This is a genomic window from Flavobacterium lacustre, assembly GCF_027474525.2.
Lineage (GTDB): Bacteria > Bacteroidota > Bacteroidia > Flavobacteriales > Flavobacteriaceae > Flavobacterium > Flavobacterium lacustre.
Genome location: NZ_CP114882.2, coordinates 2,789,214 through 2,804,840 on the forward strand (window position 1 = coordinate 2,789,214; position 15,627 = coordinate 2,804,840).

Genomic DNA, 15,627 nt, shown 5'->3' on the forward strand with positions numbered 1-15,627 from the left:
TATAGAAATTGGCTTTACATCACTAAATTAATTATTGTTAATAATTCAAAAAATAAGTGCTTTTATTTTATATTTGAATAAAAATACTTGCTTTATGGAACAATACGGTAAAATTTTAGTTTTTGTAATGCCAATTTTTTTAATATTAATTCTATTAGAAAAAGCATACGGTCATTACAAAGGGGAAGATACTGCCCCAAATATGGATTCAGTGGCAAGTGTGAGTTCCGGAATGGTCAATTCTGTAAAAGATGTTCTTGGACTTAGCATCACCCTAATTTCTTACGATTGGATTGTTTCCAAAATAGCAATTTATAATTTGGAAGCTTCTGTTACAGCCTATATAATTGGTTTTATAGTAATCGATTTTTACGGATATTGGTCTCACCGTTTGTCTCATCAAATCAATTTTTTATGGAACAAACATGCCATTCATCACAGTAGTGAGGAATTTAATTTGGCTTGTGCTTTGCGGCAACCCGTTTCCAGTTTTGTAAACTTATTTACATTTTTATTAATTCCTGCGGCTTTTTTGGGAGTGCCCGCCAAAGTGATTGCGGTTACACTTCCTATTCATTTATTTTTACAATTCTGGTACCACACCAAACACATTAAGAAAATTGGTTTCTTAGAAAAAATTCTGGTTTCTCCTTCCCATCATCGCGTACATCATGCGATTAATCCGGAGTATATGGACAAGAATCATTCGCAAATATTCATTTTTTGGGATAAGCTGTTTGGCACATTTCAGGAAGAATTAGAAACAGTACCTCCTGTTTTTGGCATAACAAGACCCGCAAATACCTGGAATCCGATTCGGATTAATTTTCAACATCTTTGGTTACTGATTACTGATGCTTGGCGAGCCGAAAACTGGAAAGATAAATGTACTATCTGGTTCAAACCAACCGGTTGGCGCCCAGAAAATTTTGAAGAAAAATATCCGGTTTATAAGATTACAAACGTATATGATTTTAAGAAATATGGTACCCAACATTCAAATAAATTAATGTATTGGTCTCTATTTCAAGCAATCATTACGTTGTTGTTTATCAGCTATTTGTACAGCTCTATTGCAATTATTGGCATTCCTAATGTGTTTCTGTTTGGAGCCTTTATATTCATTACCGTTTACAGCTACACAGAATTAATGGACACCCGAAAATTTTCTTTACTGTGGGAAAGCATCCGCTTTTTATTTGGCATCACTTTAATCCTTTATTTTGGTGATTGGTTTGGAATGAGTCAATGGTTTCCTTTTGCTAATTATATCATTATTGGGTACTTAATACTTTCGCTTTTGGTCAATATTTACTTTGTAAGTATCAATTTTGAAAAAGAAAAAATAGCTTTAGCTTAACTTAAAATCACTTCATGAAAGACAAATTATTATTGAAAAGTTATATTGGTTTCAGTGCACTCTATCTTTTGATTATTCTTATGGACCGGGACGATTTAGCGTGGTTTATGAAACCTTTTTTGCTTCCTTTTTTAGGATTAGCCGTTTTGTTTTCTGAAGGATTTTCGACAAAAAAAGTGTTGTTATCGGCCTTGATATTTTCATGGATTGGCGATATTATTTTAATGTTTGCTGACAAAGGGGAATTGTATTTCATCTTTGGATTAGTAGCATTCCTGATTTCCCATATTATTTATATTACATTGTTTTACAAACAGAAAAATACCAGGACAAACGAAAAAACAGCTCTTTATTGGACGGGCATTTTTGTAATTCTTGTGTATTTTGCAATGATGATATTTTTGTTATTTCCTAAATTAGGTCCTTTAAAAATTCCCGTTTTAGTTTATGCAACTGTCATTACAACCATGCTTTATTTTGCTTTTAAAGGCAGTTTAATATGGGAAAAATCAGCTGCTAATGCTGTTTTATCGGGAGCGATATTCTTTGTGAGTTCGGATAGCATATTAGCGTTCAACAAGTTTTATGCTCCTGTCCCACTCGCTTCGTTTTTAATAATGATTACGTATCTGGTAGCACAATATTTAATTACAGTAGGGATTTTAAAATTAAACCAAAAAAAATAGCATCTTCTTTTTTTAAGAAAATGCTATATTATATTTTTGATTTTTTTTAAAATTTAATGAGGTAGTTTATCTTTCAATAATCCGTAGATAAAAGTACCTACCAAGGCGCCAAAAAGGACCAAAATCACAGGAAAAAAACCTGCACCTAATAGAATAAATATAGGTCCCGGACAAGAGCCAACCAATGCCCAGCCCAATCCGAAAAATAATCCGCCAATCCAATAACGGGTGGATCCTTTCTCTTTATCCAATATTTCAATGGGAAGTCCCTTGATGTCTTTTATATTTTTTCTTTTTATAATTTGAATCCCAATTACACCAGTTATAATGGCAACGCCAATGATTCCATACATATGAAACGATTGAAATTGAAACATTTCATAAATTCGATACCAGGAAACAGCTTCCGATTTTGTGAGTACAATTCCAAAAACTAATCCGACCAAAAAATATTTTAATACATTCATCTGCTAAAAAATTAAGGGTAATAAATAATGAGACATAATCAATCCGCCTACAAAAAATCCGATAACGGCTTTTAATGAAGGAAGTTGTAAATTACTCAAACCTGATATGGCGTGTCCCGAAGTACAACCACCAGCGTATCGTGTTCCGAAACCTATTAAAATTCCACCAATAATTAAAATGAGAATCATTTTTGGTGATTCAAAAACTTGATTGCCAAAAAGCATATCCGGAACTAATTTTCCGTTTGGAGCATCAATACCCAATTGAGCTAATTGTTCGATTGTTTTTGGGTTAATGGCTACATTAGAAGGATCGTTCATAAAATTAGCGGCAATAAAACCGCCTGCCATCGCGCCTAATACCACAACTAAATTCCAGCGTTGTGATTTCCAATCGGTATCAAAGAAAGGAACTCTTTTACCAATTCCGGTCATCGAACACAGTGTTTGTAAATTAGATGACATTCCGAAAACTTTTCCAAAATAAATAAGACAAAGCATAATCATGCCAATCAAAAAACCGGAAACATACCAAGGCCAAGTTTGAAAAATAATATTCATGCAGTAATTTTTTTTGACAAAAATAGGAATTATGTTTTTTAAATTTATCACAATAAAGGCATAATTATTGTTTAAAGTAAGCTTCCGTTTAAAGTTCTATTTATATTTGTATCACTAAAAAGATTCTTTCTTTGGAACAGATTTTAATCAAAATAGACTTTTTTTGGAACTGAAATAAAAAAATAAAAGAAACCGCTATGAAAAAAACAGTGCTTTTTGTCGCTTTACTAATTGTTACTGCTTCTTGTGTGAGCACTAAATCAACTTTGAAAAACGTAGATAATAATGCTCCAATTCCAGTGTTAAGCAAAGACAATACTTTTGTAATTACACAATTCAGCACTGATAAAAGATACGGTTACAACAAGGATTATCCTATCAATATTTTTTTTAGAACCAGTAAAGACGAAAGCATTAATCAGCAACGCTATTTGAATGCATTAGCCGGACCAAAAGGTGAAAAATTAACGTACACAAAATTAGAAAGTTGTTGCCCGTTTCCTTCAACCAAAAGTGATATGGGAGCCGGTTTTCTTGACGTTTACGAAGTAAAATGGGAAGGTCAAAAAAAACCTGTTCTACTCTATTTAAACATTTATGAAAAAGGAGTTTTAATGGTTCCCGTAGGTTTCAGCCTGAAGAAAAAATAGACAATCCATTTGATACTACCTCATTTATCAGTATCTTTAATACTGTTTATGACTGTAGAAACGCTCCATATTATCTTTAAACTTGCTGCAGGCATAGGCTTGTTCCTTTTTGCTATGCATTTGCTTGAGGAATCCTTAAAAAATCTTTCGGGAAGAAATTTTAAGCTTTTTCTGCAACGCATTACTAAAAATAATATTGGCGCTGTAGCCGGAGGAATTATAGTTACTGTTGTGCTTCAAAGCAGTTCTATGGTTTCATTGATGGTTTTAGCTTTTGTAGGTGCCGGAGTATTTAGCATGAAAAATGCAATGGCAATTATTCTCGGAGCAAATTTAGGCACTACTCTGGCGAGTTGGTTAGTGGCTACTTTAGGTTTTAAAGTGAATATCGAAATTGTTGCTTACCCAGCCATTTGTATTGCCGGATTATTGCTCATTCTTTTTGGCAATCGCAAAACGATAAAATATATCTCTTATTTTCTATTTGGATTTGGTTTATTGTTCATCGGACTTTCCTTCATGAAAACGGCAATGGAGAATCAGGTACAAAACTTTGATTTTTCTCCATATGCACAAATGCCGTTGATTGTTTTTTTACTTTTAGGATTTGTTTTTACTGTCTTAATACAATCCAGCTCAGTAACAATGGCGCTCACACTAAGTGCGCTGTATGTAGGGGCAATCAATTTTCCTATTGCTGCAACAATTGTGCTCGGGGCAGAAACAGGAACTATAATCAAAGTATTGTTGAGTGCAATAGGCGGTAATGCATCAAAAAAACGAGTGGCGCTTGGAAATTTACTTTTTAATATTTTCATTACCGCTTTTACTTTTGCTTTACTCAATCCCATTTTGCGGCTTATAACAGATGTTTTTATTATCAAAGATCCGCTGATTGGTTTAGTTGCTTTTTCTAGTTTCATTAATCTGTTAGCTATTCTTATTTTTCTGCCGATTCTAAATTTCTATTCTCGATTTTTAGAACATTTCTTTAAAGAAACGGATGCTTCTGCAGCTGCTTTTATTGGACATGCTTCAGTTGCTGAGCCAGAAACAGCTTTGGATTTATTTCGAAGAGAAACAAAATATTTCATTCACAACTCCATGCTTTTCAATTTAGAACTTTTTAAAATTGACACACAATCCCTTCGAAAACAAAGTGATTTTAAAGGAATAAACGAAAAATGGGATTATTTTTCAAAAACTAAAGAGGAAAAATATGAGTTCCTCAAACAGTTGCAAGGCGAGTTGCAAGCTTTTTATTTAGCATTGAGAACAAAATTGCAACCCGAGCAGGTTTCGGAACTCAATCAGTTGATTGCTGCCGTACGAAGTGCTATGCATGCGGTGAAAAGTGTTAAGGATATAGGAAGTAATATCACAAATCTTCGAAGTTCATCAAAGGATATTAAGTACAATTTTTTTCTGTATCACAAAAAAGAAACCGAAAAACTGTATCAGGAATTAAATGCATTCATCACCAAAGAAAAAGAAGCCAGTTTTGAAAATCTACAAGCTGTTTATGATACCATTCAAAATAATTATACTGCCGTTCTCAACGATTTTTATACCAATGCTCAAAATACGGCGATTGAAAATATTGATATAACGACTATTATTAATTTTAACCGCGAACTTTTCACCTCTAATAAAGCGATACTGATGGCGGTAAAAGATAGTTTATTAGACGAAAAACAGGCTGCTGAATTTAATGAAATACCGGTATATCGTACCTAAATCCATGAGAATCTAAAAAGAGTAAACTTCCAGCCATATACTGTTTGCGCGATTTTATAGTATTTAATACAATAATTTTATAATTATAATTTAAAATTCTATAAAAAATACTGATTTCGAATTTTGATCTTTGTGATTAAATCCATTTTGATATAAAATTGCTATTCCGCTATAATTTGGCTAATTTTATACCTAAATCCCAAATCACTTGAAAAAGCACCTAAAGAAAATACTTACTATTTTTCTACGAATAGTAGCAACATTTTTAGTGTTGTTTCTTATGTTAGTACTTGCAATTCAGATTCCATCAGTACAAAATTCAATTAAAAATCAAGCGGTTACTTACCTTGAAGGAAAAATTAAAACTAAAATACAGATTGAAAAATTAGAAATTGCTTTTCCACAAAAAGTAATTCTAGCAGGAGTTTATTTTGAAGATCAAAAAAAAGATACTCTTTTGTCTGGTGAAAAAATAATAGCCGACATTAGTGTATTGCAAATAATCAATAACAAGATACAAGTTAATGCTATTGAATTAGAAGGAATTACTACTCATTTGAACAAAGATAAAAAAGGTATTTTTAATTTTGATTATATTATCAAAGCCTTTGCAACTCCCGATAAACCAAAAGAAGATGATACTACACCGATGCAATTTTCGCTGGAAGAAATAAATCTGAATCGAATACGCATAAAATATTCGGATGCTACTTCAAAAAACAACACTTCAATCGACCTAAAACACCTTAATACGCACATAAAAACATTTGATTTAAAAGGAATGAACTTTGAAATTCCTAAAGTGACTGTTAACGGATTACAACTGAAATTAAAACAAGAATTAGTTAAAACAACCAATATTGCTAAAGAAACTTCAGGTCAAACGAAGTTGAAATTAAATATAGGAGAAATTGATTTAAAGAAATTTGCGGTTGATTATGACAATGAAAATGACAAACTGAAAACTACAGTTTCCTTCAAAAAACTATTTGTAAAATTCAATAAAATTGATCTTAATAAACAATTTATACTTGTAGAAAGTATTGATTTATCGAATGCTAAAGGAATTCTTGCTTTGGCAAAAAAAGATAAAATTATTCCAAAAAAAGTTGCAATTGCTAATGAAACGAACGATTGGGAAATTAAAATCAGTGAAACAAATTTTGACAAAGTCAACTTTCGTTATGACAATAATGATGTTGTTGCGGTAAAAAAAGGAATCGATTACAATCATTTAAATCTGAGTAATTTAAACCTGAATATTGAAAACATCAATTACAATCCTGAAAATATTTCGGGGAATATTAACTCTTTAACCGTTAAAGAGCAAAGTGGTTTAGCTATTGAATCCTTTAAAACTGACTTTTTCTACGGCAAAAAAAATGCGTATCTAAAAAATTTATACCTTAAAACACCTCAAACCCTTTTGAAGGATGAACTCGTTATTGGCTATCCCAGCATCGAATCTATAACTGAAAATCTAGGTGAATTATCGATAAAAGCTTCTTTAAAAAATAGCAAATTAGGATTTAAAGACATTTTGCTTTTTGTGCCTAAATTGTCCGAAACCAATCCTTTTAAGAATAACCCAAATGCTATTTTACGCATCAACAGTACCGTTTCCGGGAAATTAAAAAACATTGAAATTCCAAATTTAGAAATCAGCGGTATCGGAACAACGAAAATTGTCGCCAGTGGAAGAATTATGGGATTACCCGACATGAAAAAAGCGAATTTTGATATTGTGATTAAGGATTTCAAATCAAGTTCAAAAGACCTTAATCAGTTTGTGCCAAGGGGAACTATTCCTAACTCGATTGCATTGCCGGCACAATTTGGAGCCAAAGGGATTTTTAAAGGAACAATCGCTAATTTTAATACGAATATGAATGTGCAAAGTAGTTTTGGTAACGCCAAAATCAAAGCAACTTTTGATCAACGAATAAAGAATAAAGAGAAATATAATGCCGAAACCGAATTAGAAAATTTTGATTTAGGAAAATTTATAAAAAATGATTCTATTGGAAAAATAACTGCAAAAGCTACTGTAAAAGGAACAGGATTTAATCCAAAAACTGCAAATGCAACAGGTAGCGGAACGATTCTGAAGGTGAATTTTAACAAATATACGTATAAAAATTTAGCTATAAAAGGCAAAATCAATAACGGAAGTTTTAATGTTACAGCGCAGGCAAAAGACCCAAATCTAACTTTTGATTTGATTAGCAGTGGTGGATTTAAAGATAAATATCCAACCGGAAAATTAAAACTGAATGTCGATATTGCTGATTTAGAAAAATTGAATTTACACGCCGGGCCATTAAAATTAAGAGGCGTTGTAGAAGCTGATATTCAATCTGTTGATTTAGATTATCTAAACGGAAAAATGACAGCACATACTCTTTTTATAACGAATGAAAAAGGAGAATTTGCGGTTGATTCCATTACAATTAGAGCAACTACAACTGCCGAAAAAAGTGCTCTTGTATTAGAATCTCCTTTTTTGGACGCAACCGTAAATGGAAAATACAAACTTTCGCAACTGCCAACCGCTTTGTCGAATTCTCTTTCAAAATATTATAATTGGAATCCAACTTCCAAAAAAAGTAAAGCAACAAACAACTATTTTGATTTTAAACTTAATGTTAAAGACAATCCTGTCGTAACACAATTAATTACTGATTTAAAAATTTTGGCGCCTATCCTTATAACTGGCCGATATAATGCTGAGAATGATTCCATTGTTTTAAACGGTGCTGTTCACAAGCTAATTTATGGCGATAATACCGTAACTAATGCCGTTTTTACTATTGATACTCAAGACAAAGCATTAGTGTACAATTTGATCGTAGATGACATTCAAAATACTCAAATTCAATTGCCTTATACCTCAATTTCAGGAAAAGTGCAAAACAATACGGTAGAATATGCTTTACAGCTTAAAGATTTAAAAGATAAAGAACGGTACTTTATAGCAGGAACTATGAATGCTGCCAATGGAAATTCGGAAATTAATCTGGATTCGGAAAAACTGATGTTGAATTACGAATCTTGGAATATATCGCCTGAAAATTTAATTCGTTTTGGAAAAAAAGGAATATATGCTTCTGATTTTGAATTAAAAAAAGAAGAAAACAGCATTAAAATACAATCCCAATCAGAAAAACCCAACGCGCCAATTGAAGTTGATTTTAAGAATTTTGAAATCGAAACCATTACCAGTATGGTCGAAAAAAGCGACTTGAAAATGAGTGGAAAAATCAATGGAACCGCTTTGTTAAAAAACGTAGATAAAAATCTGTTATTCACATCTGATTTAGTAATTGAAGATTTCACTTTCAAAAAAGATACTGTAGGAACAATTGCCGTGCAAGTCAATAACGAAATTGCGAATCAATATGATGCGCATATAAAGTTAACAGGGCAGGAAAACCAAGTTAATCTTGATGGTGTGTACCGTTCAAATGACAGTAGTTTTGATATGACATTGCTAATTGACAGGTTGAATATGAAAAGTATTCAAGGGTTTTCGATGAATCATTTAACAGAAAGTACCGGATTTTTTACAGGGAATTTCACTCTAACGGGAACTACAAAACAACCCGAATTAATTGGAACATTAAAGTTTAATGATATCAGTTTTAAAGCTACAGAACTCAACGCCAGATTCCAATCGATGAATGATTCAATAGCCTTTACAACTAATGCTGTTTTATTTGATAATTTCATTATAAAAGATGAAAAAGGAAATGACCTTTCTATAAACGGAAAAATTGACAGTCATAATTTTAGCAATTTTGGTTTTGATTTGGCTATTGATGCAGAGAATTTTAAAGCCATCAATTCTAAAGCAAAAGACAATGATTTGTTTTATGGAGAATTATATTTAGACAATCATCTGAAAATAAAAGGTACGCTTAATAATCCGATTGTTGACGGTAATATCAAGGTAAATAAAGACACTAAATTTACGGTTGTATTGCCGCAATCCGATCCTTCTATTGCAGATCGGGAAGGAATTGTAGAGTTTATTGACCAAGATCATCCGCAAATTGTGACTACGGTAAAAGCGGAAGAAATTTTAAATCAATCAGAAATTAAAGGTATTAATGCTTCGGTAAATATTGAAATTGATAAAGAAGCAGAATTCAGCATTATCATAGATAAATCTAATGGTGATTATTTAAAATTAAAAGGAGAAGCTAATTTATACGGAGGCATCGATGCTTCGGGCAAAACGACATTAACAGGGAAATATGAGTTTACCGAAGGAACGTATGAAATGACTTTTAGTGCTTTGAAAAGAAAATTTGATATCAAAAAAGGAAGTTATATCCTTTGGAACGGAGAACCTACAACCGCCGATGTCAACATTACTGCCGTTTATAAAATAAATACAGCGCCCTTAGACTTACTAAGTGGTCAACTGGGAGCGGTTTCCGAAGAAATACGAAATACTTATAAAGAAAAAGTGGCGTTTGAAACCCTGTTAATAATGAAAGGGGAATTAATGAAACCCGACATTACGTTTGATATCATTTTACCCGAAGGAATTAACAGCGTCTCTCCTGATGTTCTTTCGACAACGCAAACTAAGTTAACGCAATTAAGACAAGATCCGAGTGAATTGAATAAACAAGTATTTGCGTTGTTATTGTTAAATCATTTCATTGGTGAAAACCCGTTTTCGAGCGAATCCGGAAGTGGTTCCGTTTCTTCGTTGGCAAGAGTTAGCGCCAGTAAAATTTTGTCGGAACAATTGAATAATCTCGCAGGTGATTTGATAAAAGGAATCGATATTGATTTCAACCTGCAATCAACCGAAGATTACACATCCGGACAACGACAAGATAAAACCGACTTGAATATTGGTATTTCAAAAAAATTATTGAATGACCGACTCAAAGTTACCGTTGGAAGCAGTTTTGGTTTAGAAGGAACGCAGCAAGCCAACCAACAATCGAACAATATTGCCGGAGATGTTTCTATAGATTATCAATTGTCTAAAGATGGACGCTATAAAATTCGTGGATATCGAATCAACAAATACCAAGTCGCACTTCAAGGCGAAGTAGTCGAAACCGGAATATCGTTTATCATTACATTAGATTACAATAAATTTAAAGAATTGTTCCAAAAAAGTAAAGTAAAAACAGCAACAGCGAAAAAGGAAAAAACCTTAAAAAAGAAATCCGATGAATAAAAATACAGTCATATTTTTTCTTTTTTTAGCATTATTCATAAGCTCCTGCAGCAATACAAAATATTTGGCAGAAGGCGAAATGCTTTATACTGGTGCCAAAATTAAAGTAGAAGGCGAAACACCAAAGAAAGAGCGTAAAGTTCTAAAAACAGAAATGGAAGAACTCGTTCGCCCAAAACCCAATGCTACGCTGCTGGGATTACGACCTAAATTATTCATTTATAATTTGGCAGGAACTACAAAAAAAGAAAAAGGCTGGCGCTACTGGTTAAAAAATAAAGTGGGTGAAGCACCTGTTTTAGCCAGTCAAGTAGATTTAGAATACAACAAAAGCATTTTGCAAAACTATAGCGAAAATAAAGGCTATTTTAATACCAGAACTACAGCTGACAGTACTCAAAATGGAAAAAGAGTATCTGCTGTTTATACTGTGAATCCGGCACTTCAATATAAAATCAGGAATATTAAATTTCCCGATGATTCCTCTGCAATTGCAACCGCAGTGCGCAATACCAGCAGACGAAGTTTATTAAAAAAAGAAGAAGGATACAGCTTGGATGTGATAAAAGAAGAACGAATTCGAATTGACAACCGACTCAAAGAAAAAGGATATTATTATTTTGGACCTGATTATTTGAAAATTCAAGTCGACAGTACCGTTGCCAATCATCAAGTAGATCTTATTGTAAAAGTAAAAGACGAAGCACCTCGAATTTCAAAAGAGCAATTCAAAATCAATAAAATCATTATTTATCCCAATTATTCTATTGAATCTGACCCTGTAAAAACAAACACAGAAATCGTTACAAAATATAAGGATTTTACCATTATTGATAACGAAAACACATTTAAACCTCAAATTTTTGACCGCACTTTATATTTTAAAAAAGATGATTTATATAACCGTACCAATCATAATTTATCCCTGAATCGATTGGTAAACTTGGGTACTTTTAAGTTTGTGAAAAACGAATTTAAAACTGCTGATACCATCGGAAATTACTTAGACGCATATTATTATCTGTCGCCTTTAACCAAAAAATCAATTCGATTAGAACTGCTTGCCAAAACTAATTCGGCAAATTATAACGGAACTGAATTAAACTTGAATTGGAGTAATCGAAATGCTTTTAAAGGAGCGGAACTACTTACGGTTTCCGTTTTTGGCGGATATGAAGTACAAGTTTCGGGACAAAATAATGGTTATAATGTATTCCGTTTAGGCTCAGAAGTTAATTTAGTTTGGCCCAGAATTATAGCGCCTTTTACATTCAAAGTATCTAGTGGTTTTGTGCCAAAAACAAAAGCAACAATAGGATATGAATTTCAAAACCGGACACAATTGTATTCATTGAGTACTTTCAAGGGATTATTTGGGTATTCCTGGAAAGCCAGTGAACGCAAAGAACACAATTTAAGTGTTACCGAAATAACTTATGCCAAACCACAAAATGTAACCGATTTATACCAACAACAAATTCTTGCAAACCCTTCTTTGGGAAAAGTAATTGAAAAACAATTGATTTTTGGCCCCAGTTATTCCTACATCTACACAAATACAATGCAGAAAAGGAAAAAGAATACCTTCTATTACAAAGGATCAATTGATCTTTCGGCAACGCTTACCGGATTATTATCCGGCGCAAATATTGACAAAAAAGATACGCTTAAAGTCTTTGGAGTTCCGTTCAGTCAATTTGTAAAAATAGAAAACGAATTCAGGCATTATTATAAATTGGGTCAAAATTCCCAATTGGCCAGCAGAATTTTGGTTGGCGCAGGATTTGCTTATGGAAATTCAAAAGAAATGCCTTTTATCAAACAGTTTTTTATTGGAGGAACCAATAGTTTAAGAGCATTTCGCGCACGTTCTATAGGACCCGGAAGTTTCTTGGATCCGGCAACCAATACCAATTCCTTTTTGGCAGACCAATCCGGAGATTTAAAAATTGAATTCAATACTGAATACCGTGCAAAAATTTACGGAATCGTAAAAGGTGCTATTTTTCTTGATGCAGGAAATATCTGGTTGTTGAATGATAATCCGGATAAACCCGGTTCAAAGTTTACTAAAAATTTTATGAATGAAATGGCATTGGGAACAGGAGTTGGATTGCGATTTGATTTATCGTTTCTCGTCTTGCGTACAGATTTTGCTTTCCCTATCCGAAAACCTTATTTACCCGAGGGTCAACGCTGGGTAATTGATGCTATTAATATTGGTAGCAGTTCATGGAGAAAAGAAAATCTAATTTTTAATTTAGCGATTGGCTACCCGTTTTAAACAAAAAAAGAGCGCGATTAGCTATCGCGCTCTTTCTGATTTCAAATTTTATTTTAGGCTAGTTTACCAGAAATAAAGCATTACTGAACAACAAGATTCCATTTTCCCAAAATCCTCTGAACAACGGATTATCAATCATATAAATTACTTCTCCATCTCCTTTTTTCTCTACAGCATAACTAACCGTTTCATTTAGTTTTTTGCTGATTCCATTCCCTATAAACCCATAGCTTTTATAATCTTTAGGAATGTAAGCCACATTAGAAGCTTTTTTCAAAAGTGAATAATGTCTGTCGTCTGTTTTTAAACTGAAATAATTATCTCCTAAACCAAAAGCCATCGGATGTGATTTGTCAAGAACATTCTCAATAACAGCTCCTGGAATTGAAGTTGAAATAGCGCGTCGTTCTCCATTTCCAAAATCAAAAATTCTTGCTTTTAATTCTAAATCATCCGCTTCTTTCTCGGATTTTACTTTGTCTTCATCACTGGCAAATGGACTTAATGCATACCCTTCTTTTCCTTCAAAAAGAGATAAAGCACCATTCATTGCAATTACTTTTCCGCCATTTTTTATCCACTCTCCTATTTGTTTTTGCTGTTCTTCAGAAAAATCATAATATCCGTCGGCTAAAATCAAAGTATTGTATTCATACAACTTAATTCTTCTGAATTTGTCAACATCCACAATACTTACAGGATATCCAATCGTTTGATCTAAATAATACCAAACGGCTCCAAACTCTGTAGATCCTACTCCATTTCCTGACAGTAAAACGATTTTTGGTGCTTTCAATAAAACAAAATTCTCTCCTCCTAAATCTTTAGAATTAGTTGAAAAACCTGTTTTTATAAAATTATAATCGGTCTTCGTTTTAACAATCTCGTTAACCGTTTTGGTAAAATCAGTTACTTTAGGATTATCAGCTTTACTCACAATTAAACTTCCCGCTTTAACCGTAATGTCTCCAAAAATAGCTTCTCTCATGGCAGATCTTACCTTAATTCCATTTTGATGCAACAAAGCCAACACTTGAGCTGAAGTTCTGTTATTCCAAGGAATATGAAAAGCATAAACACTTTCAGGAACTGTTTTTTCAGCAATAGCAATAGTCGCTTTCGTTTTGATTCCTAAGCTGTTTTTTACTGCATATCCTTCTACTCCGTAAGCTAATGGTAAAGCCCAAGCAGTAATGTCATACGATAAACTGTCATTTAATTTTTGATTGGGTTCAAAAAGCACTTGAGTCATAACCGCTCTGGGTTGATCTACTTTTATAATTAAATCATTAGGCTCTATAGTAAAACTTTTCTCTTTTTTAGTTTGATAATTATAACCGGAAGCACTTTGTTTGGCATCCGCAAACGAAAACTGAATATCATTCTTTTTAAGCAATTCGGTTAATTGTATTAGTTTTGGATTGCTTTTCAATACATAAGTAGCATATTTACCTTTGATTGTTTTTCTGGAATGCGTCATGAAACCTCTAAATCCTTTTATCAATTTATCCGATTGTGAAACTGCTGATTCTACAACTGTTAACACTGCTTTCGCATGATGCGTCAAACGATCTTTAATAGTCAGACTTGCACCGTTTTCCATAGTAATTTCACGACCTGCTCCAATTCCGCCTTGTTCCATTGTCATTCCAACCGCACCATTATAAATCGGATACGTATCGCCATAACTTGGATAAAATAAATCGAAACGTTCTCGTGTATTATACATCCAATTTTCCTGATCAAATTTTGCAGAAATATTTTTACCTAAAAGATTGTGAAAGTCTTTTTGATACGGTTCTATAAACTCATGCAAAGGTTCCGCTGCAGGAGGAAAGAAATACGGTGAATCATACCCCATTTCATGCACATCCGTATGCACTTGTGGCATCCATTGATTATACAATGCAATGCGCTGTTGGGTTTCGGTTTGTGTCTGCCAAGCCCAATCTCTGTTTAAATCAAAAATATAATGACTGTATCGACCTCCCGGCCATTCTTCCATATGCTCTCTGTCCGTTAAACCCGGATGCGTTTTTGTTCCGGAAATTTCTCTTAACCAATTCCCATATCTTGAAAATCCATCTGGATTTAAACAAGGATCTAAAATAACAATGGTGTTTTTTAACCATTCTTTGGTCGTTGCATTGGATGGATTTACTAATTCATAAGCCACAGTCAAAGCGCTTTCGGCACCGGCAAACTCGTTTCCATGAACATTAAAACTCAACCAGACAATTAATTTATCACCAATTGTTTCTGTTTTTTTATCTGACATTCCGATGGCTGCCAAATTATTATTTCTGATTTGCTCTAAATTAGCTAAGTTTTCCGGAGTTGAGATAAAATAAACATTCATGTCTCTTTGCTCTGGAGTCAGCCCGTATTTTTGATGTTTAATATAGCTAGATTGCTCCGTCAAGTGCTTAAAATAAGCTTCAATTTGATGATAATACGTGATTTGTTTACCATAATTAGTCAAAAATTCTGATGGACTTTTTACCTGCGAATGAACGGTAAACAGGAAATTGAAAATAAAAAATAAAGAAAGAATTGTTTTTTTCATCGGGTTATGGGATTAGTATCTTTTTTGAAAATTTTAAACTAAAAGAAACAAATATATTATAAATTGTTATAAATCTATCAGTAATGCATTCATTACTATGAAAAAAAGAATGC

At 32.9% G+C, this 15,627-nt stretch carries 9 protein-coding genes; 6 read left to right on the plus strand and 3 right to left on the minus strand.

The window, feature by feature from the left end; translation table 11 throughout:
• The first annotated feature begins 94 nt into the window (after window positions 1–94).
• Together O6P34_RS12125 and O6P34_RS12130 are read left to right on the plus strand one after the other, a co-directional pair.
• Window positions 95–1,360: a sterol desaturase family protein gene (locus tag O6P34_RS12125; RefSeq protein WP_269684772.1), complete on the plus strand. Its 1,266-nt coding sequence runs from the start codon at window positions 95–97 to the stop codon at window positions 1,358–1,360.
• A gap of 14 nt (window positions 1,361–1,374) precedes the next feature.
• The gene (locus tag O6P34_RS12130) at window positions 1,375–2,046 is read left to right on the plus strand and encodes a lysoplasmalogenase (RefSeq protein ID WP_269684773.1); all 672 of its coding nucleotides are present in this window, start codon (window positions 1,375–1,377) and stop codon (window positions 2,044–2,046) included.
• Between the two features lie 53 nt (window positions 2,047–2,099).
• On the opposite strand, the gene O6P34_RS12135 is transcribed toward O6P34_RS12130, so the two are convergent.
• Both O6P34_RS12135 and O6P34_RS12140 read right to left on the minus strand, forming a co-directional pair.
• Entirely contained in the window at window positions 2,100–2,513 is a 414-nt protein-coding gene (locus O6P34_RS12135; protein ID WP_269684774.1) for a DUF6691 family protein, read from the minus strand.
• A gap of 3 nt (window positions 2,514–2,516) precedes the next feature.
• Window positions 2,517–3,074 carry a YeeE/YedE family protein gene (locus O6P34_RS12140; RefSeq protein ID WP_269684775.1) on the minus strand — a complete coding sequence of 186 codons (558 nt, stop codon included), beginning with the start codon at window positions 3,072–3,074 and terminating at the stop codon, window positions 2,517–2,519.
• A gap of 197 nt (window positions 3,075–3,271) precedes the next feature.
• Between O6P34_RS12140 and O6P34_RS12145 the strand changes: the two genes are divergently transcribed.
• From O6P34_RS12145 to tamL, 4 genes are all read left to right on the plus strand, one after another.
• Window positions 3,272–3,724, plus strand: coding sequence for a 2-dehydro-3-deoxyphosphooctonate aldolase (locus O6P34_RS12145; protein ID WP_269684776.1), 453 nt, complete (start codon window positions 3,272–3,274; stop codon window positions 3,722–3,724).
• Window positions 3,725–3,772: 48 nt separating this feature from the next.
• A complete protein-coding gene (locus O6P34_RS12150; RefSeq protein WP_269684777.1) occupies window positions 3,773–5,461 on the plus strand; it encodes a Na/Pi cotransporter family protein in 1,689 nt (562 codons plus the stop codon).
• Between the two features lie 208 nt (window positions 5,462–5,669).
• The gene (locus tag O6P34_RS12155) at window positions 5,670–10,664 is read left to right on the plus strand and encodes a translocation/assembly module TamB domain-containing protein (RefSeq protein WP_489886162.1); all 4,995 of its coding nucleotides are present in this window, start codon (window positions 5,670–5,672) and stop codon (window positions 10,662–10,664) included.
• Window positions 10,657–12,948, plus strand: coding sequence for a translocation and assembly module lipoprotein TamL (gene tamL / locus O6P34_RS12160; protein WP_269684779.1), 2,292 nt, complete (start codon window positions 10,657–10,659; stop codon window positions 12,946–12,948). The genes O6P34_RS12155 and tamL overlap by 8 nt, the downstream gene beginning before the upstream one ends.
• A gap of 58 nt (window positions 12,949–13,006) precedes the next feature.
• Here tamL and O6P34_RS12165 read toward each other — a convergent pair whose 3' ends face one another.
• Complete coding sequence (locus tag O6P34_RS12165) at window positions 13,007–15,514, minus strand: M14 family zinc carboxypeptidase (RefSeq protein WP_269684780.1); 2,508 nt, start codon at window positions 15,512–15,514, stop codon at window positions 13,007–13,009.
• Window positions 15,515–15,627: the final 113 nt, after the last annotated feature.

Coding starts and splice junctions, on each gene's coding strand:
- O6P34_RS12125 (WP_269684772.1), top strand. CDS start 95: ATGGAACAATACGGTAAAATTTTAGTTTTTGTAATGCCAATTTTTTTA.
- O6P34_RS12150 (WP_269684777.1), top strand. CDS start 3,773: ATGACTGTAGAAACGCTCCATATTATCTTTAAACTTGCTGCAGGCATA.
- O6P34_RS12135 (WP_269684774.1), bottom strand. CDS start 2,513: ATGAATGTATTAAAATATTTTTTGGTCGGATTAGTTTTTGGAATTGTA.
- tamL (WP_269684779.1), top strand. CDS start 10,657: ATGAATAAAAATACAGTCATATTTTTTCTTTTTTTAGCATTATTCATA.
- O6P34_RS12165 (WP_269684780.1), bottom strand. CDS start 15,514: ATGAAAAAAACAATTCTTTCTTTATTTTTTATTTTCAATTTCCTGTTT.
- O6P34_RS12145 (WP_269684776.1), top strand. CDS start 3,272: ATGAAAAAAACAGTGCTTTTTGTCGCTTTACTAATTGTTACTGCTTCT.
- O6P34_RS12130 (WP_269684773.1), top strand. CDS start 1,375: ATGAAAGACAAATTATTATTGAAAAGTTATATTGGTTTCAGTGCACTC.
- O6P34_RS12140 (WP_269684775.1), bottom strand. CDS start 3,074: ATGAATATTATTTTTCAAACTTGGCCTTGGTATGTTTCCGGTTTTTTG.